Source organism: Nocardioides pocheonensis, assembly GCF_003725535.1.
In the GTDB taxonomy this organism is placed as follows: Bacteria; Actinomycetota; Actinomycetes; order Propionibacteriales; family Nocardioidaceae; genus Marmoricola; species Marmoricola pocheonensis.
The window spans coordinates 112,293-137,188 of the sequence record NZ_RJSF01000049.1 but is presented as its reverse complement, the minus strand read 5'-3'; the positions used below and the strand labels follow the sequence as shown (position 1 = coordinate 137,188).

The 24,896-nt window shown below is 72.2% G+C and carries 23 protein-coding genes and 1 tRNA gene; 14 read left to right on the top strand and 10 right to left on the bottom strand.

Annotation, left to right across the window (positions count from 1 at the left end; genetic code table 11):
• Nucleotides 1-85: 85 nt before the first annotated feature.
• Nucleotides 86-3,412: an ATP-binding protein gene (locus EFL26_RS23465; RefSeq protein ID WP_123225345.1), complete on the bottom strand. Its 3,327-nt coding sequence runs from the start codon at nt 3,410-3,412 to the stop codon at nt 86-88.
• Between the two features lie 149 nt (nt 3,413-3,561).
• On the opposite strand from EFL26_RS23465, the gene EFL26_RS23460 reads away from it, so the two are divergent.
• The 3 genes from EFL26_RS23460 to EFL26_RS23450 all read left to right on the top strand — a co-directional run bounded on the left by EFL26_RS23460 (nt 3,562) and on the right by EFL26_RS23450 (nt 6,069).
• Nucleotides 3,562-4,146: a hypothetical protein gene (locus EFL26_RS23460; protein WP_123225344.1), complete on the top strand. Its 585-nt coding sequence runs from the start codon at nt 3,562-3,564 to the stop codon at nt 4,144-4,146.
• A gap of 44 nt (nt 4,147-4,190) precedes the next feature.
• A complete protein-coding gene (locus EFL26_RS23455; protein WP_123225343.1) occupies nt 4,191-5,579 on the top strand; it encodes an FAD-binding oxidoreductase in 1,389 nt (462 codons plus the stop codon).
• Nucleotides 5,580-5,655: 76 nt separating this feature from the next.
• On the top strand, nt 5,656-6,069 hold the full coding sequence (locus tag EFL26_RS23450) for a YkvA family protein (RefSeq protein ID WP_123225342.1): 414 nt from the start codon (nt 5,656-5,658) through the stop codon (nt 6,067-6,069).
• A 208-nt stretch (nt 6,070-6,277) separates the two neighbouring features.
• On the opposite strand, the gene EFL26_RS23445 is transcribed toward EFL26_RS23450, so the two are convergent.
• Nucleotides 6,278-6,958 carry a phosphoribosyltransferase gene (locus tag EFL26_RS23445; RefSeq protein ID WP_123225341.1) on the bottom strand — a complete coding sequence of 227 codons (681 nt, stop codon included), beginning with the start codon at nt 6,956-6,958 and terminating at the stop codon, nt 6,278-6,280.
• 196 nt (nt 6,959-7,154) lie between these two features.
• On the opposite strand from EFL26_RS23445, the gene EFL26_RS23440 reads away from it, so the two are divergent.
• From EFL26_RS23440 to EFL26_RS23430, 3 genes are all read left to right on the top strand, one after another.
• Entirely contained in the window at nt 7,155-7,766 is a 612-nt protein-coding gene (locus EFL26_RS23440) for a DUF4118 domain-containing protein (RefSeq protein WP_123225340.1), read from the top strand.
• A gap of 102 nt (nt 7,767-7,868) precedes the next feature.
• Entirely contained in the window at nt 7,869-8,960 is a 1,092-nt protein-coding gene (locus tag EFL26_RS23435) for an SDR family oxidoreductase (protein WP_123225339.1), read from the top strand.
• Between the two features lie 10 nt (nt 8,961-8,970).
• A complete protein-coding gene (locus tag EFL26_RS23430) occupies nt 8,971-11,025 on the top strand; it encodes a dehydrogenase (protein WP_123225338.1) in 2,055 nt (684 codons plus the stop codon).
• 29 nt (nt 11,026-11,054) lie between these two features.
• On the opposite strand, the gene EFL26_RS23425 is transcribed toward EFL26_RS23430, so the two are convergent.
• Complete coding sequence (locus EFL26_RS23425; RefSeq protein ID WP_123225337.1) at nt 11,055-11,345, bottom strand: hypothetical protein; 291 nt, start codon at nt 11,343-11,345, stop codon at nt 11,055-11,057.
• A gap of 206 nt (nt 11,346-11,551) precedes the next feature.
• On the opposite strand from EFL26_RS23425, the gene EFL26_RS23420 reads away from it, so the two are divergent.
• The 5 genes from EFL26_RS23420 to mmsB all read left to right on the top strand — a co-directional run bounded on the left by EFL26_RS23420 (nt 11,552) and on the right by mmsB (nt 17,485).
• The gene (locus EFL26_RS23420; RefSeq protein ID WP_123225336.1) at nt 11,552-12,433 is read left to right on the top strand and encodes a 2-oxo acid dehydrogenase subunit E2; all 882 of its coding nucleotides are present in this window, start codon (nt 11,552-11,554) and stop codon (nt 12,431-12,433) included.
• An 18-nt stretch (nt 12,434-12,451) separates the two neighbouring features.
• A complete protein-coding gene (locus EFL26_RS23415; RefSeq protein ID WP_123225335.1) occupies nt 12,452-13,186 on the top strand; it encodes a phosphatase PAP2 family protein in 735 nt (244 codons plus the stop codon).
• Between the two features lie 248 nt (nt 13,187-13,434).
• Complete coding sequence (gene chvE / locus EFL26_RS23410; protein ID WP_281273834.1) at nt 13,435-14,508, top strand: multiple monosaccharide ABC transporter substrate-binding protein; 1,074 nt, start codon at nt 13,435-13,437, stop codon at nt 14,506-14,508.
• Nucleotides 14,509-14,654: 146 nt separating this feature from the next.
• The gene (gene mmsA / locus EFL26_RS23405) at nt 14,655-16,184 is read left to right on the top strand and encodes a multiple monosaccharide ABC transporter ATP-binding protein (RefSeq protein ID WP_123225426.1); all 1,530 of its coding nucleotides are present in this window, start codon (nt 14,655-14,657) and stop codon (nt 16,182-16,184) included.
• 5 nt (nt 16,185-16,189) lie between these two features.
• A complete protein-coding gene (gene mmsB, locus EFL26_RS23400) occupies nt 16,190-17,485 on the top strand; it encodes a multiple monosaccharide ABC transporter permease (protein WP_123225427.1) in 1,296 nt (431 codons plus the stop codon).
• A gap of 25 nt (nt 17,486-17,510) precedes the next feature.
• Here mmsB and EFL26_RS23395 read toward each other — a convergent pair whose 3' ends face one another.
• The gene (locus tag EFL26_RS23395) at nt 17,511-18,215 is read right to left on the bottom strand and encodes an acyltransferase (RefSeq protein WP_246000359.1); all 705 of its coding nucleotides are present in this window, start codon (nt 18,213-18,215) and stop codon (nt 17,511-17,513) included.
• A 182-nt stretch (nt 18,216-18,397) separates the two neighbouring features.
• On the opposite strand from EFL26_RS23395, the gene EFL26_RS23390 reads away from it, so the two are divergent.
• Complete coding sequence (locus EFL26_RS23390; protein ID WP_123225333.1) at nt 18,398-18,754, top strand: cupin domain-containing protein; 357 nt, start codon at nt 18,398-18,400, stop codon at nt 18,752-18,754.
• Between the two features lie 156 nt (nt 18,755-18,910).
• Nucleotides 18,911-19,177: a hypothetical protein gene (locus EFL26_RS23385; protein ID WP_123225332.1), complete on the top strand. Its 267-nt coding sequence runs from the start codon at nt 18,911-18,913 to the stop codon at nt 19,175-19,177.
• Between the two features lie 9 nt (nt 19,178-19,186).
• Here EFL26_RS23385 and EFL26_RS23380 read toward each other — a convergent pair whose 3' ends face one another.
• The 3 genes from EFL26_RS23380 to EFL26_RS23370 all read right to left on the bottom strand — a co-directional run bounded on the left by EFL26_RS23380 (nt 19,187) and on the right by EFL26_RS23370 (nt 21,178).
• Nucleotides 19,187-19,711 carry a hypothetical protein gene (locus EFL26_RS23380; protein WP_148046816.1) on the bottom strand — a complete coding sequence of 175 codons (525 nt, stop codon included), beginning with the start codon at nt 19,709-19,711 and terminating at the stop codon, nt 19,187-19,189.
• Entirely contained in the window at nt 19,708-20,847 is a 1,140-nt protein-coding gene (locus tag EFL26_RS23375; protein ID WP_123225330.1) for a serine/threonine-protein kinase, read from the bottom strand. The genes EFL26_RS23380 and EFL26_RS23375 overlap by 4 nt, the downstream gene beginning before the upstream one ends.
• Before the next feature lie 257 nt (nt 20,848-21,104).
• Nucleotides 21,105-21,178: transfer RNA gene (locus tag EFL26_RS23370), tRNA-Pro, on the bottom strand.
• Between the two features lie 118 nt (nt 21,179-21,296).
• Here EFL26_RS23370 and ppgK point away from each other — a divergent pair.
• The gene (ppgK, locus tag EFL26_RS23365) at nt 21,297-22,034 is read left to right on the top strand and encodes a polyphosphate--glucose phosphotransferase (RefSeq protein WP_123225329.1); all 738 of its coding nucleotides are present in this window, start codon (nt 21,297-21,299) and stop codon (nt 22,032-22,034) included.
• A 22-nt stretch (nt 22,035-22,056) separates the two neighbouring features.
• On the opposite strand, the gene der is transcribed toward ppgK, so the two are convergent.
• From der to cmk, 3 genes are read right to left on the bottom strand one after another with little or no spacing between them, the layout of a single operon-like run.
• Entirely contained in the window at nt 22,057-23,412 is a 1,356-nt protein-coding gene (gene der / locus EFL26_RS23360; protein WP_123225328.1) for a ribosome biogenesis GTPase Der, read from the bottom strand.
• On the bottom strand, nt 23,409-24,146 hold the full coding sequence (locus EFL26_RS23355; RefSeq protein WP_183408349.1) for a lysophospholipid acyltransferase family protein: 738 nt from the start codon (nt 24,144-24,146) through the stop codon (nt 23,409-23,411). The genes der and EFL26_RS23355 overlap by 4 nt, the downstream gene beginning before the upstream one ends.
• Entirely contained in the window at nt 24,143-24,859 is a 717-nt protein-coding gene (gene cmk, locus EFL26_RS23350; RefSeq protein ID WP_123225424.1) for a (d)CMP kinase, read from the bottom strand. Before cmk ends, EFL26_RS23355 begins: the two co-directional genes overlap by 4 nt.
• Nucleotides 24,860-24,896 lie beyond the last annotated feature (37 nt).

Genomic DNA, 24,896 nt, shown 5'->3' with positions numbered 1-24,896 from the left:
CCCCCCACTCTCGTCGCTCGTGCCCTCGGGTCCGAGGGCCGTTGGTCCCACATCACGAGGCGTTCCGACCCCGGCGCCGCGGGGCTCACCGGACCAGAGCCGCCAGCCGGCGCTCTGCGCGCTCCTGCCAGGGCGTGATGCCGGCGGCGCGGTTGCGGTCGCGCGCCAGGGCGTAGCGGGTCCGGGCGGCGTCGGCGTCTCCGAGCGCCTCGAGCCCCCGGCCGATGAAGTAGTGCAACGAGCCGATGCAGTCCGTGGACCCGTAGATCGCGAACTCCTCGCCCCAGTCGATGATCCGGAGCAGCGCCGGCTCGAGCTGATCGCGACGCCCCGCGGTGGCGAGGGCGTCCACCCGCAGGCAGTCCCCGACCACCGACGCGTAGTCCCACGCCCCGTCCGGGACGGGGCCGCCGAGCAGGTCGACCCCCTCGTCCGCCCGGCCCGATTCGGCCAGTGCGTGGGCGACGAACGCGCGGAACGCCGGGTTGGCATGGACCCGAGCCTGCTCGACGCAGGCGTCGGAGACCTCCGCACCGGGGCCGGCGAGCCGGAGCCGGGCCATCGGCTCCATGTCGCTGATCGCCACCGTCGAGCTCTGCCGGTGCCTCCTGAGCGCGTCCTGCAGGAGGACCTCGGCGGCGGCGACGTCTCCCGCGTCGACGGCCCGGTAGAACAACCACCAGGCGATCGGTACGTCGGCTCCGCTGTGCCGCAGCCGCCGGGTCAGCTCGACGCAGCGGTTCATCTGCGCGACCGCCGAGGACGTGTCGCCGAGCTGGACCCGGGCAGCGGCGGAGCCGAACCGCACGTAGAGCTCCTGCTCGAGCGACAACGGACGCGTGAGCGCCTCCTCCGCGAGCTCGATCCGGACGCCGGCTGCTCCGGGCTTGCCCCAGAGCTGGAGCGTGCGCATGACGATCACGTCGGCGAACAGCTCGTGGTCGTCGAGCGGGCGCACGGCGTCGACCGCGCCTGCGCCCACTGCCCCTGCCTCGAGGCACCTCCACTCGTAGTTCAGCTCCATCGCCAGGCTCACCTGCACGCGCGCCCGCAGCGGTCCGAGCGGCAGCGCGGCGAGGCACTCCTCCAGGACGGCCACCATCGTCGGGTCGCTGGTGCCGAACTCCCGCCAGTGCCAGACCCCCGCCCCGCGGAAGCTGGTCGCCGCCTCGGCCATGAGCGCCGGATCGCCGAGCGAACGGCCGAGCTCGACGGCCTCGGTCAGGGCGGTGCGCGACCCCGCGACGTCTCCGCGGCGGTGACGAGCACGCCCGAGACCGAGCAGCACGTCGTACCTGCGCCGTGGGGCGCTCTGCTCGCGCGACTCGGCGTCCAGCGCCTCCTCCCAGTGCACCAGGGCCTGGTCGAGCGCGCCGCGCGCCTCGGCGACCCGCGCCGCCCGCATCGAGTGCCGCACCGCCGGCTCGACGAGTGCCGGCCGCAGCGCAGCCCCCAGGACGAAGTGGTGCGCGACCTCGGCGACCAGGTCGGGGTCGGCGGCCAGCCGCGGCTCGAGGAGCTCGGCGAGACGCGCGTGGAGCAGTCCCCGCCGGGCCACCGAGAGCGAGCCGTAGAGCGTCTCCCGCACGAGCGCGTGCACGAACCGGTAGCTCCCGGCCGAGGCGTTCTCCTCGACGGTGTGGCTCGCCACCGCGGCGTCGAGGAGGTCCAGGACGTCCTCGACGGGCCGGCCCGACGCCTGCACGAGGAGGTCGAGGTCGAAGGTCCGCCCGGCGACGGCCGCGATGCACAGCAGCTGGCGGACGTCGTCGTCCAGCCTGGCCAGCCGCAGCCGGAGCACGTCCCCCACGCCGTCGGGCACCTCGATGGCCCGTGCACCGGCAGCGTGCAGGCGTTCCTCGGCCGCCAGCAGGCGGACCAGCTCGATCACGAAGAACGGATTGCCGTCGGTGCGCTCGGTCAGGACCGAGGCCAGCTCCTCGTCGGTGCTCACACCGGTCAGCTGCCCGACCAGCGCCTGGACCTCGGCGGCCACCAGCCCCGCCAGCGCGACCCGGGTCGCCGACTGCCGCGCCAGCGCCGCGAAGCAGGCACGCAGGGACTCCGGCGGGTCGGCGACCAGTCGCGAGGTCGCCACGAGCAGCACCGGAGCGTCGGCGAGCGCCTCGGCGGCGTACGCGAGGAGCTGCAGCGACGCAGCATCGGCCCAGTGCACGTCCTCCAGGACCACCACCACGGGCGATTCGCGCGCCGCGTGAGCCACCAGCCGGGTCACCGCGTCGTACGTGCGGAGGGCGGCGGAGCTCGCGTCGCTGCTCATCGAGGGCTCGGCGGGTGAGAGCAACGCGCGCACGGCGTCACCCGGGCGCGTCCCGGCCAGCTCGCGCACCACCGGCACCCAGGGCCAGTACGCCGGGGACACGTCGGCCTCGTGACAGCGGCCCCAGAGCACCCGGGCTCCGCGCTCCTCGGCGGTGCGGGCCAGCTGGGTGACCACCCGGGTCTTGCCGATGCCCGGCTCGCCGCTGACCAGCACGACCCGACCGGACACCCCGGCGAACACGTCCTCGAGGGCGCTGTCGAGCGCGGTGAGCGCGCTGCGCCGCCCGATCACCGCGTCCTGCCGTCGCGCGGGAGCCCCGTCACGCCGCGCGGGGGCCGACGCCCGGCCGGAAGGACCCTCCAGGCTGCCGTCCTGCGCGAGCAGCCCCGCCTCCAGCTCGCGCAGCGCGGGCGACGGGTCCACCCCGAGCTCGTCGGCCAGCACGCGCCGGGCGCGACGGAGCACGTCCAGGGCGTCGGCCTGCCGCCCGGAGCGGTACAGCGCGAGCGCGTGGAGGCCCCACAGCCGCTCACGGAAAGGGTGCGCGGCGACCAGACCCTCGAGCTCCCCGGTGGCGAGCGCGTGTCGCCCGAGAGCCAGCAGTGCCTCGGCGCCCAGCTCGAGCGAGGTCAGCCGGAGGTCCTCCAGGCGCGAGCGCTCCGCGGTCACCAGGTCGCTGTCGATGACGTCCGCGAACGGCGCGCCGGACCAGAGCTCACCCGCCTCCTGGCACAGCCGCAACGTGCGCTCCGGCTCGCCGGAGTCGAGGGCCGCGTGGGCCTCGTCGACCAGCAGCGCGAACCGCTCGGCGTCCACGTCGTCCGGGGGCGCGAGCAAGGCGTACCCGGCACCGGAGCTGACCAGCACCTTGGGCTCCTGGCGAGGCGCGCGGCCGGGCTCGATGAGGGAGCGCAGCCTCGACACCGCCACCTGGAGCGACCCTGCGGCGGACGCGCTCGCCCCGTCGCCCCAGACGTCCTCGATCAGCCGGTCGACCGACACCACCGTCCGGCGGGCAGCGAGCAGCGTGGCCAGCACCGCACGCTCCCGGCGGCCCGGGATCCGTACGTCGTCACCGCCGGCCGTGACAGCGACGCGGCCCAGGACACGGAACTGGACCCCGCTCATGCGCGGAGGGTATCCGCCGCGAGCCGGCCGCACCGGCAGAACGACGGTAAGCCGCCGGTAAGTCGGCCGGCTCCGACGGTAACCGGGTGGTGAGCGGGTCGGTCGATCGTCGTGCCACAGAACGCGACCCACCACCCGAGGAGACCTCCATGTCGCACCACCGCAGCTCCGCCCGACGCATCCGCCTCCTGGCCGCCACGCTCGCCTGTCTCATGACGTCCCTGCTCGTCGGGAGCACCGTCCCGGCGTCCGCGCACGGCGACGAGTCCACGACCGGAACCGCCGCCGACCTGCACTCGCGGGACGGCGCCGGGCAGGCCCTGGCCCAGCTCCGCCACGACCTGGCGCCGTACGCCGACGTCCACCGCGCCCTCGCCGACGGCTTCGTGCCCGTCAGCGACTGCACGTCCTCCCCCGCCGGCGCGATGGGAGTGCACTTCCTGAACCCTGCCCGCGCGATGGCGCCGGTCGACCCGACCAAGCCGGCGATCCTGCTCTACCTGCCCACCGGCGACGGCGGCTACCAGCTGCTCGGAGCCGAGTGGTTCCAGGCCGACGCCGACCAGGACCTCAGCACCGACGGCGATCGCCCGACCCTCTGGGGCCGGCCGTTCAACGGCCCGATGCTCGGCCACGAGCCCGGGATGCCCATCCACTACGACCTGCACGTCTGGCTCTTCCAGGCCAACCCCGACGGGGTGTTCGCGCCGTGGAACCCCTCCGTGCACTGCTGACCCACTGACCTGACCCACTGACCTGGACCCGAGAGGAACCCATCATGACCATCAACCTGACCACCACTGCCCAGGTGGAGAGCGCGCTCGACGAGCTCTCCTCCGTCCTGCCCGGGCAGGTCGTCGACCCGCGGCACCCGGACTGGACCGCGCTGAGCCGAGCCTGGATCCTGTCGGTCGACCAACGCCCTCGCGCCGTGGTCACCGTCACCGACGAGGAGGACGTCGTCGCCGTCGTCGGCTGGGCCGCTCGGCACGACATGACCGTGTCCGTGCAGCCCGTCGGTCACGGCGCCACCCACGCGCTCGACGGCACCGTCCTCCTGCGCACCCGCGGGCTGCGCGAGATCACCGTCGACGCGGAGAACCGGATCGCCCGCGTCGGAGCCGGCGTCAAGTGGGGCGAGCTGCTCGCCGCCGTGAGCGACCTCGGACTCACCGGTCTGGCCGGGTCGAGCCCGGACCCGTCGGTCGTCGGCTTCACCCTCGGGGGCGGGCTCAGCTGGTTCAGCCGCGCCTTCGGGCTGGCCGCGCACAGCGTCGTCGCGGTGGAGCTGGTCGACGGCGACGGCGAGCTCCGCCGGGTCACCGCCGCCAGCGACCCGGACCTGTTCTGGGCGATCCGCGGAGGTGGGGGCGACTTCGGGATCGTCACCGCGCTCGAGTTCCGGCTCCACCCCGCGCCGCACGTGTACGGCGGCCGGCTGCTGTGGCCGATCGAGATGGCGCGGCCGGTGATGACCGCGTTCGCGGAGGTGACCGCGTCGGCCCCCGACGAGCTCACCGCCTGGGCGCACCTCCTCCGGTTCCCACCGCTCCCGGAGATCCCGGAGCCGCTGCGCGGCGGCTCCTTCGTCTCGGTCGATCTCACCTTCCTCGGCAGTGCCGAGGAGGCGGAGCGACTGCTGGCGCCGCTGCGGTCGCTGCCGGCGCTCCGGTTCGACACGCTCGGAACGGTCCCGCTCGCGGAGCTCGGGGGCATCGCCGCCGAGCCGGTCGACCCGATGCCCACGATGGAGCTGTCGGGGCTGCTGCGTGACTTCGACGAGGTCACGATCGACCGCCTGCTGGCGGCTGCCGGTGGCCCGGACTCGCCCCTGGTCGTGGTGCAGGTCCGTCACCTCGGTGGCGCGCTGACCCGCGCCACCGACGCCGACGGAGCGGCCGGCGCGCTGTCCGAGCCCTACCAGCTGTTCTGCCTGGGCGTGCCGGTCTCCCCCGAGGTGGCATACGCGATCGGTCAGGCGTTCGCCGAGGTCCGCACCGCCCTCGGCGAGCACCTCACCGGGCGGCGGGCGTTCAACTTCCTGTCCGACGACCACGACCCGACGAGCGCGTTCTCCCCGACCGCGCTGGAACGGCTCGTGGCAGTCAAGGCGGAGGTGGATCCGCACGGCACCATCCGCAGCAACCGGCCGGTCAACCGCTCCTGACGCCGCGCCGGCACACGCCGCCCCCGTTCGGCCATGCTCGGGCGGGGGCGGTGCGGCGTACCGGGACACTGGGCGGGTGGACGGGAGCGGGTGGACCTGGTTGATCGCCGTCGGTGGCGGGCTGCTGCTCGTGTGGCTGGCCCTGGTCGCGGCGCTGTGGCTGGGCCGGCCGGACGACGTACGGGTCCGCGACGCGCTGCGGCTGCTCCCCGACCTCGTCCGGCTGCTGCGCCGGCTGGCGGCCGACCCGTCGGTCCCGCGGGGCGTCCGGATCCGGCTCTGGCTGCTGCTGGGCTACCTCGCGCTGCCGCTCGACCTCGTGCCCGACTTCATCCCGGTGATCGGGTACGCCGACGACGCCGTCATCGTGGCGCTCGCCCTCCGATCCGTGACCAGGCATGCCGGCGCGGAGGCCCTGAGCCGGCACTGGCCCGGGTCGCCCGAGGGGCTCGCAGCGGTCCGCCGCCTCGCCGGGATCAGCGGCACCTGAGCGAGGCCGTCCGACGTCGACGCCGGCACGGCAAGGAGGACCACGAGACCGCCCGCCGAGGGCAGCTCGCCTGCGTGAGCCGAGGTGCCCCGGCGGTCTCGAGGTCCTCCGCCGTTGTCCGGAGTCAACTCCCGGCGCGCCGCTGAGAGCAGAGCCGAGGGTCACGAGTCGCGGGACCTCCGTCCCGAAACGGGCGGATCCGGCGTGCTCAGGAGCCCGAGGGCTCGGTCTCGAGCTCCGGCTCACGTGGCGTCGCCGAGTGGGCCGCGCCGAGCAGCACGCGGACCTCGTCGTCCGTGGTCGGCCGGAAGTCGCGGTAGTGCTCTCCTACCGCCCGGAAGGCGAGCGGCATCGCGCAGCAGACCAGCTCGTCGGCCCCGAGCTCCTCCGCCGTGGTGCCCGCCGGAGCCACGGGGACGGCGAGGACGACCCTCGCGGCGCCGAGCCGGCGTGCGACCTCGCACGCCGCCCGGGCGCTCGCGCCGGTGGCGATGCCGTCGTCCACGACCACGGCGACCCGGTCGCGCAGCGGGACGTGGGGGTGCGCGCCGCGCAGCGACGCGATCCGGTCCTCCAGAACGGCGCGCTCTCCCTCCTCGACGACGCGCACCTCCGCGTCCCTGATGCCGAGGCGGTCGATCAGATCCGGATCGACGACCCGGACTCCTCCCTCACCGATCGCCCCCATCGCGAGCTCGGGCTGGAACGGCACGCCGAGCTTGCGGACGACGATCACGTCCAGCGGCGCGCCGAGGAGCCTCGCGATCTCGGCCGCAACCGGGACTCCTCCACGGGGGAGCCCCAGAACCGCCGGGTCCTGCCCGCCCAGGTGGGCCAGGCCTGCAGCCAGACGCCGCCCGGCGTCGACCCGATCCGCGAACATGGTCATGGCGGGCACCTCCGCTCGTCCCTCGTCCCAGCGTCCCCCGTCCGCCCAGCTCGGCACAGGGTCGGACGCAACCGGTGACGAGGACCTTCGACGGGACCGGCCTGGTGGATCACCGTGCGCGGAAAGGGCCGTCGGCGACGCAGACGGGTCCTTCGACCCCTTGGTCGTCGAGCCCGGGTCCCGCACGATGGGCTCCATGACCGTGGCCTCCCGGCGGTTGACCACAGCCGCGCGCACGCACGCGGCCGGGCACCGACTGCTGACCCTCGCCGTGGCGGGGGTGCTGTTCGCCGGTGTCCTGAGCCTGCGCCTGCTGGCCGGCGACGCCGCCGACGCGTACTCCATGCTCTACGTCTTCCCGGTGGCGCTGGTGGCGACCACGTTCGGCATGCGTGCCGGCACCGCCGCGGGACTGCTCGCGGTCGCGCTGATCGCGCTGTGGGCCGCGGCCGATCAGGTCTCCCTGCCCCCGGTCGCCTGGGCCGCGCGAGTGCTTCCGATCCTGCTGCTGGGGTTGCTGGTCGGCGAGGCGACCGACCGGCTGCGACGCTCGGAGGCGGAGCGCCGCCGCCTGGAGGCGGCGGCCCTTCTCCACCGGGAGGCGATCGAGATCAACGACTCGCTGGTGCAGGGCATGGCCGCGGCGAAGTGGTCGCTGGAGGCGGGCAGCGTCGACGCCGGCCTGCGCGTGCTCGACGACACGATCGCGCGCGGGCACGAGCTGGTCTCCGGCCTGATCCGGCGCGCCGACATGGGCGGACGCAGCGAGCCCCTGGGCGAGCGGGTGGACCCGACGTCCCGGGGCTGAGCCACCTCTCGACGCCACGCTGGTCGATGCGTGTCGTTCGCCGCGCTCCCGGGGGTCGTTCGGCCCTCCCGGTCGAGCGCCCGGTCGGAGCATCGTGCAGACATGAGCGTGCTGCTGATGACCGGGTTCCCCGGCTTCCTTGGATCCGCCCTCCTCCCCCGCCTGCTTGCCCGGCGCACCCAGGTTCGCGCGCTGCTGCTCGTGCAGCCGCGGCACCTGGAGACCGCCCGCCGGCGCATCCGGGAGATCGAGGCCGAGCATCCCCACGTCCGCGGGCGGGTCGACGTCGTCGAGGGCGACATCACCCAGCCGGGTCTGGGCATGTCCGACGTCCCGCACGACGAGCTCGGTGCCGTCACCGAGGTGTGGCACCTGGCCGCGGTCTACGACCTGGCCACATCCGCGGAGCTCGCCCGGAGGGTGAACGTCGACGGCACCGCCCACGTCCTCGACTTCTGCCGCTCCCGTGAGCACCTCGACCGCCTCCAGTACGTCAGCACCTGCTACGTCAGCGGCCGCTACGACGGGGTGTTCGCCGAGACCGACCTCGACGAGGGCCAGATCTTCCGCAACCACTACGAGGAGACGAAGTTCGAGGCCGAGGTGCTGGTGCGCAAGGCGATGGCCGACGGCCTCCCGGCGACGATCTACCGCCCCGGCATCGTCGTGGGCGACTCCGCGACCGGTGCGACGCAGAAGTACGACGGGCCGTACTTCGTGGCGACGTTCCTGCGCCGCCAGCCGCCTGTCGCGGTGGTGCCGCGGGTCGCCTCCCCCGACGAGGTCCGCTTCTGCCTGGTGCCGCGCGACTTCGTCGTCGACGCGATGGACACGCTGTCCGCGAGCGAGCTGTCGATCGGCAAGACCTACGCTCTGACCGATCCTGAGCCACCGACGATCCGCGAGGTGGTGGACACCTTCGCCCACGAGCTGCACCGCCGGATCGTCTGGGTGCCGCTTCCGCTCGGCGTCACCCATGCGGCGGTGGACAAGGTGCCCGGGATGGAGCGCCTGCTCGGCCTCCCGGCGGAGGCGATCGACTACCTGGCCTCACCGACCCTCTACGACACCACGCAGACGACGACCGACCTCGCCGGGACCGGCGTGACCTGCCCTCCGTTCCGGACCTACGCCGCTCGTCTCCTGCGGTTCATGGCCGACCACCCGGAGTTCGACGCGAAGGCGATGACCTGAGGAGCATGAGGTGAGCACCGAGCCGACCCTGGTGGTCAACGTCAGCCTGACCGGGCCCGAGCGTGACTACGACACGTACGTCACGCTCTTCGACCGTCCCTTCCACCTCGTCCGGATCGGCACGGGTGGCGACATCCGTGCGGCGGAGGAGCTCGTGCGGCACTGGGCCCCCGACGCCGCGGCGATCGCCGTCACCGGAGCCCGCGAGGCACGGGCGGCGGGCCTGTACGACGGCGAGCTGGCCGCGATCGAGCGGGTCAAGGCTGCGACGACCGACGTGCCCGTCACCGACGGACGCTCCCTGCACGACGTGCTCCAGGAGTGGGCGATCCGGCACGTCCAGGCGGAGATGCCGGGCTACTTCGACAACGCCCGCACGCTCGTGCTCGGCGGGGACAACCACGACCGCGCCGTGCGGATCCTGCGTGAGTTCACCGACAACGTCGAGTACGCCGACCCGCTGCTCCGGCTCCACCTGCCGTCCCTGCTCGACGCCAACCCCGTGCTCGACCTGGCTGCGTCCGTCGGGACCTGGCCGCTGCACCTGGTGCCGCACGGGCTCCGGTCCGAGCTGCTCGCGCCCGCGCAGCTGGTGGCCCACGCGCTCGCCCGTCGTACCGCGAAGGACGCAGACGTCCTGGTCGCCAGCTACGACGAGCTCGCCGGGTTCGGCCTGGAGGAGCTCGCCGGCAAGACCCTGGTCACCTCGATCATCTCCGAGGGCCGCCTCGCCGAGCTCGCCGGGCGCGGTGTGGACCTGGTGGTCGACAGCACGCCGCAACCCTTCGACGTCACCGTCTCGGCCGCCGTGCTCGAGGCCATGATGCTGGCGTCGGTCTCCGGCCCGCTGACCGACGACGACCTCCTCGAGATGATCGTCTCGGCCGGTCTCGAGCCGCGCGTCCTGCGCCCCAACGGGCCGCGCCGCAAGAGCAGGTTCGCGTTCGTGATCCACCCGCTGTCGCAGGAGTACTTCGCACAGGTCGAGCCGCTCGGGACGCTGAGCAAGGTGGCCCCCAGCGTCGTCATGGACGTCGTCGAGAAGGCGATGGCCTACGCGCCGCCGTTCACCTACAGCCACGTCACCGGGATCACGTCCCCCACCGGCGCCGAGGCGGAGGGCTGGCTGATCACCGTGGGCGGCACGCCCAAGGAGCTGATGGCGCACAGCCCCGAGTTCACCTACTCCCGGCTCCTCGCCGCCGCGGACATCGCCCGCAAGCTCGGGGCTCAGGTTATGGGGCTCGGCGCGTTCACGAAGGTGGTCGGGGACGCCGGCGTCACGGTGGCCAAGCGGGCGCCGCTGCCGGTCACCACCGGCAACAGCTACAGCGCGTCGGCAGCGCTCTGGGCCGCCCATGAGGCGATGGACCGGCTCGGCCTGGCCGAGGTCGACGACGAGGGCCGCATCCATGGCCGGGCGATGGTGGTCGGCGCCACCGGTGCGATCGGCTCGGTGTGCGCCCGCCTGCTCGCCCTGGCCAGCGACGAGCTGTGGCTGGTCTCGCCCGAGACCGCGAAGCTGCTCGCGCTCAAGGAGGACATCGAGCGAGGAGCACCCCGGGCGCGGATCAAGGTCGCCGCGACGCCTGACGACCACCTGCCCGACATGGACCTGATCGTCACCGCCACCTCGGGAGCGGGGAAGCGAGTGCTGGACATCATGGCGGTCAAGCCGGGGTGCGTGATCACCGACGTGGCCCGTCCGCTCGACCTCTCGGCCGAGGACGTCGCGCAGCGACCCGACGTGCTGGTGATCGAGTCGGGCGAGATCGAGCTGCCGGGCGACGTCTCGATGCGCGACATCGGGCTCCCCCCGGGCGTCGTCTACGCCTGCCTCGCCGAGACCGTGGTCCTGGCGCTGGAAGGTCGCTACGAGACCTTCACGGTGGGCCGCAGCATCGAGTGGGAGAAGGTCAAGGAGATCTACCGGCTCGGCCTCAAGCACGGGATGCGGCTCGCCGCGATCTCCGGAGTCAATGGCGTCTTCACCGACGAGGACATCGCCCGGGTCCGTGAGCTGGCCCTCGAACGCAGAGGCCTCGCGCTCGCCGGCCATTCCTGACCGGTCCGGCATGCGTCACGGGAACCGGCTCAGCCCGGCTGGACTCCGGGCAGACGCGGGAGCACACCGGTCACCGGGAGACCCTGCTCGCCGAGGTGACCCGCCAGCTCGTGGGCCGTGCGCACCGCCTCGGGACCGCCCACGGCGATCGTGGTGAACTTGTCGATCTCGTCGTAGGCCAGGAGCAGCAGGTGCTCGCCGATCACGAAGGCCACCGAGCGCTGCTCCGGCGCCGTCGCGCCCAGCGACACCAGCGCGCTCTTCACGTCGCCCAGCCCCGCCTGGACGTCGAGGATGGCCGGCTCCGGCTTCAGGGGCACGCGAGCATTGTCGTCCCGCGGCGCCTCGCCTGACCAGCGACGCGTCCAGCGGCGACCGTCGGTGCCGTTCGCCGGTTCCGCCCGGGCCGTTCGACCCTCCCGGGAGCCGACCGCACCGCGGGATGGTCGAGACATGAGGTCCCCCAGGCACCGTCGCCCCACGGACCGGGGCCCGGCGGTGCGCCCGGCTCGAGGAGGTGCGTGCGGTGTTCACGCGGCGACGTGACGCGACGTACCTGCGCGACGTGCCGGCCTTCCGGCGGATCGTGCCCTACCTCATGCGCACCCGGACGGAGTCGGCGGTCTACTTCCCGCAGCGGATCGAGGTCGACGGCCTCCTGGCCTGGCTGGAGGAGGTCAACGACGGCCGCCCCGAGAGCGAGAGGATCACCCTCTTCCACGTCCTGGTGACCGCGATCGCCCGCACGATCAGGCTGCGTCCGGAGCTGAACCGTTTCATCGTCGGGCGCCGCACCTACGAGCACGACGACATCAGCATCGCCTTCATCGTCAAGACGGCGATGGCCGACGACGCCCCGGAGACCGAGGTCCGGCTGGTGTTCACCGGCCTCGAGACCGTCGAGGAGGTCCGCGACCAGGTGGACTCCGCCGTCGAGCACAAGCGGGCGACGCTGGGCGGCAAGGACGACCAGCTGGTCGACCTGTTCGCGCCCGCGCCGCGTCCGGTGCTCGACCTGGTGGCGCGCACGGTGGCGGCGCTGGACTACCACAACGCGCTGCCGGCGTTCCTGCGCGAGGCGATCCCGCTCTACACCAGCGTCTACCTCGTCAACGTCGGCTCCATCGGCATCGACCCTCCGTTCCACCACCTCTACGAGTACGGCACCGCCAGCGTCTTCGTGGCGATCGGAGCCATCCGGAAGGAGCCCGTCGTCGACGAGACCGGCGCCGTCGTCGCCCGCAGCTGTCTCAACGCGGTCTACACGCTCGACGAGCGCGCCTCCGACGGGTTCTACTTCGCCCGGACCGCCGAGGTGTTCCGGCGCCTGGTCAGGGAACCGAGGCTCCTCGACCGCACCGAGCTCACCGTCGACGACCTGCTGGGCGCCTGGCCGCGCGGGGCCTGACCGGCCGAGGCGTACGCCGTGACCTGGGCACCACCGACGCTGCGGGAGAGGCGGACCGCCTCGGACCGGGCGGCCGTCCTCCCGGAGCTCGGCTTCGTCGCAGCGGCCCTGGTCTGCTACCTGGCCGTCCGCTGGTACACCCTCGACCGCACCCCGGAGGCGGTCCGGCACACCGCAGCCGTCCTCCGGCTCGAGCGGCTCCTCCACCTCGACGTCGAGCACCGGTTCCAGGACGCCGCGCTCTCCGTCCCCGGGCTCGGCACCTTCCTCACCCAGTTCTACGTCTGGGGATACTTCCCCGCGCTGATCGTGATCGTGGTCTGGATGTACCGGCGCCACCCGCCGGCGTACCGGCGGCTGCGCACGGCCCTGCTGGTGTCCGGGGTCGCCGGCCTCCTGGTCTATGCGACCTACCCCACGGCCCCTCCCTGGATCGGCGGCACCGGATTCACCGACACGGTCGCCCACGGGTCCTTCGAGGGCGTGGCGCGCCCGCACGGCCTGACCAACCACCTCGGCGCCGTGCCCAGCTTCCACGTCGGCTGGGTGGTCCTGGTGGCCGTCGTGGTCCTCCCCCTGCTCCGGTCCCCCGTGCTGCGCGTGCTGTGCGTGCTGCACCCGGTGCTGATGGCCTGCGCCGTGGTCGCGACCGGGAACCACTGGGTGCTCGACCTGCCTGCCGGCCTGGCGCTCGCTGCGCTCGGACTCGCCGGCGCCCGGGCTGTCTCCCGGGTCGCAGCCGGCGTATGTTAGCGATCACATCCACGTCGTCAAGCACCGGCTGACGCCTGGACCAGACGTCCCAGGTCACAAGCTGGTCTCGATCCGAAAACATCCGCGGAGCACGCCCGGTTTGCCGTCACGCCCCCTTGACGGGCGCGGTGACGGGGGTCACACTCTGCGATGTTAGCGCTAACTGTTAACGCTAACTTTTCGGAACTCACCGGCGCCGGAGCTACGCCTCGGGACACACCGGTCCACGACGAATGGGAGCAAGAGAAGTGCGAAAGCTGATCGCAGGCGTCGCCATCGGCGCGCTCGCCCTGGGCCTCTCGGCCTGCGGCACGAGCGCCTCCGGCAGCGGCGGCGGCAAGGGCACCGTCGGTGTCGCCATGCCGACGAAGTCGTCCGAGCGCTGGATCGCCGACGGGAACAACATCAAGAAGCAGCTGGAGAAGGCCGGCTACAAGGTCGACCTCCAGTACGCCGAGGACGACATCCCGACCCAGGTCTCGCAGGTCGAGAACATGGTCACCAAGGGCGACAAGGTCCTCGTGATCGCCGCGATCGACGGCACCGCACTCGGTGACGTCCTGAAGCAGGCCAAGGACAGCAAGATCCCCGTGATCGCCTACGACCGGCTGATCCGCGAGAGCGACGCGGTCGACTACTACACGACCTTCGACAACTTCAAGGTCGGCGTGCTGCAGGCCCAGTCGCTCGTCGACGGTCTCAAGGCTCGCGGCGCCGGCCCCTACAACGTCGAGCTGTTCGCCGGCTCCCCCGACGACAACAACGCGACCTTCTTCTGGAACGGCGCGATGTCGATCCTCAAGCCGATGATCGACTCCGGCGACATCAAGGTCGTCTCCGGCCAGACCGACTTCAAGCAGGCCGCGATCCTGCGTTGGGACCCGGCCACCGCGCAGAAGCGCATGGAGGACATCCTCACCTCCAAGTACACCTCTGCGACGGTCGACGGCGTGCTGTCGCCGTACGACGGCCTCTCGATCGGCATCATCGCCGCGCTCAAGGCCAACGGCTACGGCGGCGCCGGCAAGAAGCTGCCCGTGGTCACCGGTCAGGACGCCGAGGTCGCCTCGGTGAAGTCGATCCTCGCCGGCGAGCAGTACTCCACGATCTTCAAGGACACCCGCGAGCTCGCCAAGGTGACCGTCAGCATGATCAAGGACATCGCTGCGAAGAAGAAGCCGCAGGTCAACGACACCAAGACCTACGACAACGGCAAGAAGGTCGTGCCGTCCTACCTGCTCGACCCGGTCCCGGTGACCAAGGACAACGTGACGCAGGCGCTGGTGGACACGGGCTACTACACCCAGTCCGAGCTGCAGTGACCGCTGCGGGGTCCGGGTGACACGTCCACCCGGATCCCGCTCGCCGCGGGTGCCCGGCCACCGCCGGGCACCCCCGGCCCCCGTCCACCGACCAGTCCGAGCCCGCGCCCCCAGGAGCGGGCACCACGAGAGGGGTGACCGGCCCGATGGCCCAGCCCATCCTCGAGATGCGCTCGATCACCAAGGAGTTCCCCGGGGTCAAGGCGCTCACCGACGTCAACCTCACCGTCCACCCGCTGGAGATCCACGCGATCTGCGGCGAGAACGGTGCCGGCAAGTCGACGCTGATGAAGGTGCTCAGCGGCGTGCACCCGCACGGCAGCTACACCGGCACGATCACGTTCGACGGCCACGAGGTGACCTTCCGCGACATCCGCCACAGCGAGGCCGCCGGGATCGTGATCATCCACCAGGAGCTCGCGCTGATCCCCGAGCTGTCGATCGCCGAGAACATCTTCCTCGGCAACGAGAACGCCCAGCGCGGCGTCATCAACTGGGACGCCACCAACCGGCGGGCGATCGACCTGCTCGCCCGCGTGGGACTGCGCGAGAATCCCCTGACCCCGGTCAAGCACCTCGGCATCGGCAAGCAGCAGCTCGTCGAGATCGCGAAGGCGCTCTCCCGCGACGTCAAGCTGCTGATCCTCGACGAGCCGACCGCCGCGCTGAACGACGACGACGCCCAGCACCTGCTCGGCCTGCTCAAGGAGCTGCAGCGCAAGGGCATCACCTCGATCATGATCAGCCACAAGCTCAACGAGATCGAGCAGATCGCGGACCGGATCACCATCCTGCGCGACGGCCGCACGATCGAGACCCTCGACGTCACGGAGGGTGACGTCGACGAGGACCGGATCATCCGGGGCATGGTGGGTCGCGACCTGGAGCACCGCTTCCCCGACCACACCCCCCAGATCGGCGACGTCCTGCTCGAGGTGGAGGGCTGGACGGTCATGCACCCGCACGACCACGAGCGCACCGTCATCGACGACGCCGCGCTCCAGGTCAGGCGCGGCGAGATCGTCGGCATCGCGGGCCTCATGGGCGCCGGACGCACCGAGCTCGCGCGGTCCATCTTCGGCCGGTCCTACGGCAGCCGGATCCAGGGCAGCCTCCGGCTCGAGGGCAAGGAGCTGACGCTCAAGACGGTGGCCGATGCGATCGACGCGGGCCTCGCCTACGTCAGCGAGGACCGCAAGTCCCTCGGGCTGAACCTCCTCGACGACATCAAGACCTCGATCTCGTCGGCCAAGCTGGACAAGCTGGTGACCGGCCTCACGGTCGACGAGAACCGCGAGGTGCTCGTCGCCGAGACCTACCGTCGCGACCTCGCGATCAAGGCCCCCTCGGTGGCAGCGGGAGTCGCGAAGCTCTCCGGCGGCAACCAGCAGAAGGTCGTGCTGAGCAAGTGGATGTTCACCGACCCCAAGGTGCTCATCCTCGACGAGCCCACCCGCGGCATCGACGTGGGGGCGAAGTTCGAGATCTACGGCATCATCCAGCAGCTCGCCGACCAGGGGCGCGGAGTCATCGTGATCTCCTCCGAGCTCCCGGAGCTGCTCGGCCTCTGCGACCGGATCTACACGCTCGCCGAAGGCCGCATCACCCACGAGTTCTCGCACGAGGAGGCCTCCCAGGAGGCCCTCATGCGCCACATGACCAGCCACACGAGGTGACCCCGATGAATTCCCTTCGCCGCATGCTCGGCAGCAACATCCGTCAGTACGGCATGGTCCTCGCCCTGGCGGCGATCGTGCTGTACTTCCAGTTCCGGACCGACGGCGTGCTCCTCAAGCCGCTCAACGTCAGCAACCTGCTGACCCAGAACAGCTACATCCTGATCCTGGCCATCGGCATGGTGATGGTGATCATCTCCCGCCACATCGACCTGTCGGTCGGCTCGGTCGCGGCGTTCGTCGGGGCGGTGGCCGCGATCATGATGACCAAGTGGGACCTCCCCTGGTTCGTCGCCGTCGTGCTCTGCCTCGGCCTGGGCGCGCTGATCGGCGCGTGGCACGGCTTCTGGGTCGCGTACGTCGGCATCCCGGCCTTCATCGTCACCCTGGCCAGCATGCTGATCTTCCGCGGCCTGACGCTGACCGTGCTCAACGGCGAGACCGTCGCCAACCTGCCGCCGCAGTTCGAGGGGATGGGCAACGGGTTCCTGCCGGAGATCGGTCCGGACACCGGCCTGCACAACCTCACCATGCTGATCGGCGCGGCCATGTCGGCGTTCGTCGTGTGGATCGAGTTCCGACGCCGGGCCTCGGCCACGCGCTACCAGTTCGATGTCGCTCCGCGACCGCTGTTCCTGGCGAAGGTCGCCCTCGAGGTCGTCGTGATCATGTACTTCGTCTACGTGCTGGCGCAGTACCGCGGGCTCCCGGTGGTCGCCGTGATCCTGTTCGCGCTCGTCGGGCTCTACACCTTCTTGATGAGCCGGACCGTCATCGGCCGGCAGATCTACGCGGTCGGCGGCAACGTCGACGCAGCCACGATGTCGGGCGTGCGGACCCGCCGGATCGACTTCCTGGTGCTCACCAACATGGGCATGCTCGCCGCGCTCGCCGGCATGGTGTTCGCCGCCCGCCTCACCGCCGCGAATCCCAAGGCCGGCGTGAACTTCGAGCTCGACGCCATCGCCGCGGCCTTCATCGGTGGCGCGGCCGTCACCGGCGGTGTCGGCACGGTGGTCGGGGCGATCATCGGCGGTTTCGTGATGGGCGTGCTCAACAACGGCATGTCCCTCCGGGGCGTCGGGATCGACTGGCAGCAGACGATCAAGGGTCTGGTGCTGCTCGCCGCCGTCGCGTTCGACGTCTACAACAAGCGCCGCGCCGCCGTCGGCGGCGGCGCCGGGGCCGAGAAGGAGAACGCCGCCGCGCCACCGCCTCCCGAGCTGGAGGAGCAGCTCGCGGAGCTCCCCGACTCGCTGGTGACCACCACCGGCACGGGCGACGCGACCGCCGGCACGTAGCGCAGGCCCCCGGAGCGGGCGTGCCTCACGCCTCGCCGGCGAGCATTGCCGCGACCTCGGCCGCGGTCCAGGCGGGCCGGACGTCGGACGGGTCGTCCACGGCGACCCACCCGAGGCCGGCCTCGAACCGGCGTACGGCGCGGGCGGGCACGCCTGCCACGACGCTGTGGTCGGGCACGGTTCCTCGTACGACGGAGCCGGCGCCCACCACGACGTGCCGTCCGATCCGCGAGCCGGGCAGGATGACCGCCCCGTGGCCGACCCAGGTGCCCGAGCCGATCGTGATCGGCTGGTGGCTGCCGAGCTGCCGGCCGATCGGGGTCTCGGGGTCCTGGTAGCCGTGGCTCGCGTCGGACACGAAGACGTCCTGACCGAACCACACGTCGTCGCCCAGGGTGATCGACTCGTGCGCGGTCAGCGTGCTCCCGGCGCCGATCACGCACCGGTCGCCGATCACGATGCCGCGCTCAGGGATCTCCGGGTCGTCCGGCGCGTAGCCCACCAGCAGCGAGCAGTGCCGTCCGATCAGGGTGTCCCGGCCGAGGTGGATCGCGCGGGCGCCGTACATCGTCGCCATCGGGAACGTGATGTAGCTGCCCTCCCCGAACGTGCCGAAGGACTCCGCGAGGTCGGTGCCCGGCTGGATCGCCCCCGCGCGCGTCACCCACCGATGGGCGGCATGGACCAGACGGTTCGTCAGGCGTCGAGCGAGGTGTCGCTTCACGGGCACGGCCGGAGGCTACCGCTCCCGGGCGTCGACGCACGGGGGCGTCCGCGTCCCGACCCCGCCGAACCGCCCGGCTCCGCCGTCACACGTCGGTAAGGCTCACCTCTGTCCAAGCGGCGCCGAGGCTCGTAGATTCAGTGACGCCGGAGGTCGATCCCGGGCGGCCCTTCACACTGGAGGTAGCCATGGCAGTACTCGACTCTCAGAACATCGACAAACCGCACGAGACCAGGCCGTTCCGCGACCACGGCCACATGGACGTCATCACGCTCGAGGACTTCACCCTCGGGGTCGGGACCTTCGAGCCCGGCTGGCGCTGGTCCGAGGACGTCAAGCCGATCGCGGGCACGGACTCCTGCCAGACGCGGCACACGGGCATCTGCATCTCGGGCCGGATGACCGTCCGGATGGACGACGGCACCGAGGCGACCGTGGGGCCGGGCGACGTCATGGTGATCGATCCCGGGCACGATGCCTGGGTCGTCGGCGACGAGCCGTGCGTGCTGTACGACACCGGCGTGGCGTCGTACGCCAAGAAGTAGGTCCCACCGGCGGGTCCTGGCCGCGGTGACGCGCCGGCCAGGACCCGTTCGCGCAGGACCAACGGTCCCCCGCGCCAGGGACTTCCGGATCTGGGGGCACCTGCGTCCGGTTCCCCACCATGGGTTCGTCCGTCATCGCGAGCCCACGGAGGCGTCATGGCCAACTACTACTACGACTTCAACCCCAGTGCGACGACCTGGGCGCTCATGCTCAGCGGCGTCGTGCTCTTCACCGTGGCGTTGTGCGTGGTCCTCATCGTGGCGATCAGCCGCATCGAGGCGTCGTCGGTCACCGTGCGCACCGAGGCGCCCGAGGTCGACAGGGCCGACGAGGCCACGCTTCCGGCGGCCAGTCAGGCCGGGACCGGATCCGAGCAGCTGGCCCGTCCGGCGGCGCGGGCTCCCCGGGCGCGACCGGCGTAGGTCACCGGCTCAGGGGGTCGCGCTGCTGGTGGCCGCGGCCGGGCTCACCTGCACCGACGGCGACGACGTCGGCGTGGGTGACGACGGGGTTGCCGTGGTCGGCGCCTGGGTCGGTGACGGGGACGCGCTCGGCGACGCGTGGGGAGTCGCGGTCGTCCTCGGCCGTGCGGGCTTCGAGGACGCCGACGGGCTGGGTCGCGTCGTCGACGTCGTCGGCCCGGCGGTCGGCCCTGTCGTCGCGCTCGAGGGCAGCCCGCTCAGCAGGTGGTCGACGGCGGCGAGCACGAGGCCGGCGTCGGTGGCGCGGAGGTCACCCGTGCCGCGCGCCCGGGCCACCTCGGCCTTCATGGCCCGCAGGTCGTGGCGCGCCTCGGCGTAGCGGTGCGCCGCCAGCTCGCCGTCGATCCGATCGAGGAGGACGCCGAGCCGCGGCACCTGCTCGGCCGCCGACGGGGTCTGTCGGGCTCCGCTGCCGCACCCACCGAGCAGCAGCGCCGCGACCGCCACCACCACTGCCGCACGACGCCCGGTCACGGGTGGTGCCCCTCGACGGCGTCGTGCAGGTCCGAGAGCGGCTGCTGCAGGCGGCTGGGCACCCCTGCGGGCACCGACCCGCCGGAGCCGCTCCCGGGCGTGTCCTGCTTCCAGGGAGCGACCACCGCCAGTGCGACCACGACCGCCAGGAGGGCAAGTGCGGCCAGGGCGACCGCCCAGCCACGGCGACGTGGCGCGACCTCGCCGGCCGTGACGATCTCCGGGCTCGACGGACCGGGGGTACCTGAGGAGGGCGGGACCGTGAGGAGCTCACCCTGGGTCAGCTCCAGCTCTCCGGTCGCCGCAGGATCGCCGACCCACCCGGCTCCGGGCTCGCCCCACGCCGGATCAGCGAGCGCGGCGGCCACCTCCGCGGCCGCCGGGCGCCGGTCCGGCTCTCGTCGTGTCATCGCCCTGATCAGCGAGCGCCAGGCCGGGGCCACCTCGTCCGGGATGCTCGGGGCCGCGTGGAGCCGCGCCATCGCGGCCTCGATCGCCGACCCGGTGAACGCCCGTACGCCGGTGAGGGACTCGAGCAGCACGAGGCCGAGCGAGAACACGTCCGACTCGGGGCCGACCTGCTCCCCCGCCACCTGCTCCGGCGACAGGTACGCCGGCGACCCGACCGTGCCGCCGGTCCGGGTGTGGTGCTGCGCCGAGCCGACGAGGCGGGCGATGCCGAAGTCCGCGAGGAGGACTCGCTCGTCGTCGCACAGCAGCACGTTGCTCGGCTTCACGTCGCGGTGCACCACGCCCTGCGCGTGCGCGTAGGCCAGCGCCGCGGCCAGCTGCCGACCGATCGCGCGCACCCGCTCGGGGTCGACCGGTCCCTGCGCGATGCACGCCGACAGCGTCTTGCCCGTGACCAGCTCCATGACCAGGTACGGGCGGTCGTGGAGGATGCCGGCGTCGAGCAGCGTGATCAGGCCGGCGTGGTTCAGTGACGCGAGGGTCCGGGCCTCGTCGACGAATCGCTCGCGCACCCCCGGCTCGGTGATCTCGCGGACGAGCTTCACCGCGACCGACCGCAGCAGCAGCTGGTCAGTCGCGCGGTAGACGTCGGCCATGCCGCCCCGCCCGATGATCTCCTCGAGGGAGTAGCGGTCATCCAGGACCAGCGGCTTCTCGACCGTCACGACCGGCCACCGCCCGGCTGCGGGAAGCGCACGGCAGCCCCCGCACGGGAACGAGCGCAGACCCGAGGTCCGAAAGCCATCACGGTCTCCTAGGTCGGACGCGGCGAGGGCCGCGCAGGGCACCCGGTTAGTGCCCGGAAGACCGGCCGCGAAACGTGCGCTTGCTCACCCGGGCTCGGGTCTCGTGCGCTCCAGGAGGGCGCCGTCCACCGAACAAGAAAGGCTCTGACCTGCAGGAGCAGATCAGAGCCGATCGGTCGGGCTGACAGGATTTGAACCTGCGACCCCTTGACCCCCAGTCAAGTGCGCTACCAAGCTGCGCCACAGCCCGATCACCCGCCTCACGTGAGCGTGGCGAGCGATCGGAACCTTACCGTGTCGGGGCACTCCGTTCCGAATCGGGGCACGTCGTACGCGCGGGTAGGTGCGGTGTTTGAAAGACTGCGCCCATGACCCATCCGATCGGCATCGACTTCGGCGGCAGTGGCATCAAGGCTGCGCCGGTCGACCTCAGCGTCGGCGACTTCGCCAGCGACCGCCAGCGCATCGACACCCCGCAGCCGTCCACCCCGGACGCGGTGGCGGACGTCATGGTCGAGCTCGTGGGCCGATTCCCCGAGGCCACCGGCCCGGTGGGCGTGACGGTGCCGGGGGTGGTCCGCAACGGAGTGGTCCACTCGGCGGCGAACATCGACAAGGCCTGGCTCGGCACCGACGCCGACGCGCTTCTGACCAAGCGGCTCGGCCGCGACGTGCACGTGGTCAACGACGCCGACGCGGCCGGCGTCGCCGAGCTCCGGTACGGCGCCGCCAAGGGGCGCTCGGGGCTGGTCATCCTGACCACGCTCGGCACCGGCATCGGCTCGGCTCTGCTCTACAACGGCGTGCTGGTGCCGAACTCCGAGCTCGGTCACCTCGAGATCGGGGGCCACGTCGCCGAGAAGCGCGCCGCCGCAAGCATCAAGACCAACGAGGACCTCTCGTGGGAGGAGTGGGCCGGTCGGCTCACGACGTACTACCGCACCCTGGAGAAGCTGTTCTCCCCCGACCTGTTCGTGGTCGGCGGCGGGGTGAGCAAGGACGCGGCGAAGTTCCTGCACCTGGTCGACATCGAGACCGAGATCATCCCTGCGACGCTGCGCAACCGGGCCGGCATCATCGGCGCGGCCGTGATCACCTCGGAGTGACCCGGTCCCGGCGCCGACCCGGTCAGCGCTTGCGCTTCTCCCGGGGTCGCACCTGCAGCACGATCGGCGTACCGACGAAGCCGAACTCCTCACGCAGCCGACGCTCGATGTACCGCTCGTAGCCCGCGTCCAGCTTGCCCGAGGTGAACAGGATGAACGTCGGGGGCGCCGACTGGGCCTGGGTGCCGAAGAGGATCCGCGGCTGCTTGCCGCCCCGCACGGGGTGCGGGTGCTCGGCGACGAGGCGACCGAGGAAGGCGTTCAGGGTGCCGGTCGAGACGCGCGTCTCCCAGCCCGCGAGGGCAGCGTCGAGCGCCGGCACGATCCGGTCGATGTGCCAACCGGTGCGCGCGGTGAAGTTGATCCGCGGCGCCCACTGCACCTGCACGAGCTCGCGCTCGTACTCCCGCTCGAGGTAGTAGCGCCGCTCCTCGTCCACGAGGTCCCACTTGTTGAAGGCGATCACCAGCGCCCGGCCGGAGTCGCGGACGGTCTGGATGATCCGCAGGTCCTGCTCGGAGATCGACTGGCTCCCGTCGATCACGAGCAGCGCCACCTCGGCGCGCTCGATCGCCGTGGTCGTGCGCAGCGACGCGTAGTACTCGTGGCCCGAGGCCGTCTTGACCCGCTTGCGGATGCCGGCCGTGTCGATGAACCGCCAGGTGCGACCGCCGAGCTCGACCAGCTCGTCGACGGGGTCGACCGTGGTGCCGGAGGCGTCGTCCACCACGGCCCGCTCCTCACCGGCCAGCTTGTTGAGCAACGAGGACTTGCCGACGTTCGGGCGCCCGATGATCGCCACCCGGCGCGGGCCACCGATCTCCTCGAAGGACTCCTCGGGCGTCTCCGGCAGGGCGGCCAGGACCGCGTCGAGCAGGTCGCCGGAGCCGCGCCCGTGCAGCGCAGACACGGGGTAGGGCTCACCCAGGCCGAGGTTCCACAACCCGAAGGCCTCGGCCTCGGCACGCTGGTCGTCCACCTTGTTCGCCGCGAGGACGACGGGCCGCCCGCTCTTGCGCAGCACCTTGACCACCGCCTCGTCGGCGTCGGTGATCCCGACGGTCGCGTCGACCACGAACAGCACCGCGTCGGCCAGGGTCACCGCCACCTCGGCCTGGGCACGGATCCGCTCGGCCATCCCCTGGGCGTCCGGGTCCCAGCCGCCGGTGTCCACGACGGTGAAGGCACGTCCGTTCCAGGTGGCGTCGTACGAGACGCGGTCGCGGGTCACGCCCGGCACGTCCTCGACGACGGCCTCGCGGCGGCCGATGATGCGGTTGACCAGGGTGGACTTGCCGACGTTCGGTCGTCCGACCACGGCGAGGATCGGCACCCTCACTGTCGACTGCGTGCCGTGGTCGTCGTACTGCTCTGTCACAGGATTTCCTTGTCCGTAGCCGGGATCGGCCCCGGGAGTGTCATGCCGGTGGCCTGCTGCGCCTCGTCCAGCGTGGCGAGCAGCGCCTCACGGATCCGTCCGCTCAGTGCGTGCGTCTCGGGCTGGCGCCGCGGCCAGCGGTGGTGCTCCACCCTCAGTGGCTCACCGAAGGTCATCACGAACTGGCTCCGCGCCGGTGGCACCGAGTTGGTGGACCCACCGGGCAGCCGGGTGCCGAGGAACACCAGCGGTACGACGGTCGCGCCCGCCGCCATCGCCAGGTAGGCCGCACCCGGCTTGACCCGGTCGACCTCGCCGGTGCCGCGCGTGCCCTCGGGGAAGACGCCGACGGCTCCGCCGTCCCGCAGGACCCGCAGGGCGGTCTTCACCGCCGCCGGGTCGGGGCCGTTGCGCTCCACGGGGATCTGGCCGGAGGCGTTCAGGAACGTGCCGAGGCTGCCGTGGTACATCTCGTGCTTGGCCAGCACGTGGACCGGGCGCGGCGCCACGATCGCCATCAGGGGCCCGTCCACGAAGCCGATGTGGTTCGCAGCGATCACCACAGGGCCTTCCGTCGGCACGTGCTCGGCGCCACGGATCGTCAGGTCCCAGCGGCGGCGGACGATGACCCCGGCGGCGGGGCGCAGCCGGTGCAGCACCAGGTGTGCCGGGTGAGGCACGTCGGCCGAGCGCGGCGGCTCCAGGTGGACCGACGACTGCCGGGCCGTGGTCACGGCGAGGCCCGGTGGCCGCCCGCGTCGGCACCGGCCGTCCTGGCACCGGCTGTTCCGGCGCCCGCGCCTCGCGTGCTCTCGACGATCGCGACGACCCGGTCGACGACCTCCTCGAGCGTCCACGGAGTGGTGTCCAGGTGGGTCGCACCGTCGGGCACCACGAGGGGCGCGGTCGTCCGGCCCGAGTCGATGGCGTCGCGACGCAGCAGGTCCTCCTCCGTGGACCGGACGGACGTGCTGCCGTTCTCGGCGGCGCGTCGTGCGGCGCGCGCACCGGGGTCGGCGGTGAGGTAGAGCTTCACCTCGGCGTCCGGCCACACCACGGACCCGATGTCGCGGCCCTCCACGACGATGCCACCCTCGGCCAGCGCGGCCGCGATCGTGGCGCGCTGGAGCTCGAGCAGCCGGGCCCGCACGGCCGGGACGGTCGCCACGGGGCTGACCGCGGCGGTGGTGTCGGCCGACCGGATCTCCTCCGCGACGTCCTCCCCGTCCAGCGTGATCGTCGGCTCGAGGGGGTCGGTGCCCGACACGATCCGGGGCTCTGCGGCGTGCGCAGCGACGGCCTCCACGTCGTGCACGTCGACCCCGTGGCGCAGCATCCACACGGTCATCGCCCGGAACTGGGCGCCCGTGTCCAGGTAGCGCAGGCCGAGCCGGTCTGCCACGCCTCGGGCGGTACTGGACTTGCCGGAGCCGGAGGGTCCGTCCATCGCGACCACGACCCCTGATCGAGGTGCTGTGCCCACC

Excerpts from the sequence above, each read along its gene's own strand:
- mmsA (WP_123225426.1), top strand. The coding sequence starts at position 14,655 with ATGGCCCAGCCCATCCTCGAGATGCGCTCGATCACCAAGGAGTTCCCC.
- EFL26_RS23445 (WP_123225341.1), bottom strand. The coding sequence starts at position 6,958 with ATGACCATGTTCGCGGATCGGGTCGACGCCGGGCGGCGTCTGGCTGCA.
- EFL26_RS23390 (WP_123225333.1), top strand. The coding sequence starts at position 18,398 with ATGGCAGTACTCGACTCTCAGAACATCGACAAACCGCACGAGACCAGG.
- EFL26_RS23460 (WP_123225344.1), top strand. The coding sequence starts at position 3,562 with ATGTCGCACCACCGCAGCTCCGCCCGACGCATCCGCCTCCTGGCCGCC.
- EFL26_RS23440 (WP_123225340.1), top strand. The coding sequence starts at position 7,155 with ATGACCGTGGCCTCCCGGCGGTTGACCACAGCCGCGCGCACGCACGCG.
- ppgK (WP_123225329.1), top strand. The coding sequence starts at position 21,297 with ATGACCCATCCGATCGGCATCGACTTCGGCGGCAGTGGCATCAAGGCT.
- EFL26_RS23385 (WP_123225332.1), top strand. The coding sequence starts at position 18,911 with ATGGCCAACTACTACTACGACTTCAACCCCAGTGCGACGACCTGGGCG.
- mmsB (WP_123225427.1), top strand. The coding sequence starts at position 16,190 with ATGAATTCCCTTCGCCGCATGCTCGGCAGCAACATCCGTCAGTACGGC.
- EFL26_RS23455 (WP_123225343.1), top strand. The coding sequence starts at position 4,191 with ATGACCATCAACCTGACCACCACTGCCCAGGTGGAGAGCGCGCTCGAC.
- EFL26_RS23465 (WP_123225345.1), bottom strand. The coding sequence starts at position 3,412 with ATGAGCGGGGTCCAGTTCCGTGTCCTGGGCCGCGTCGCTGTCACGGCC.
- cmk (WP_123225424.1), bottom strand. The coding sequence starts at position 24,859 with ATGGACGGACCCTCCGGCTCCGGCAAGTCCAGTACCGCCCGAGGCGTG.
- EFL26_RS23435 (WP_123225339.1), top strand. The coding sequence starts at position 7,869 with ATGAGCGTGCTGCTGATGACCGGGTTCCCCGGCTTCCTTGGATCCGCC.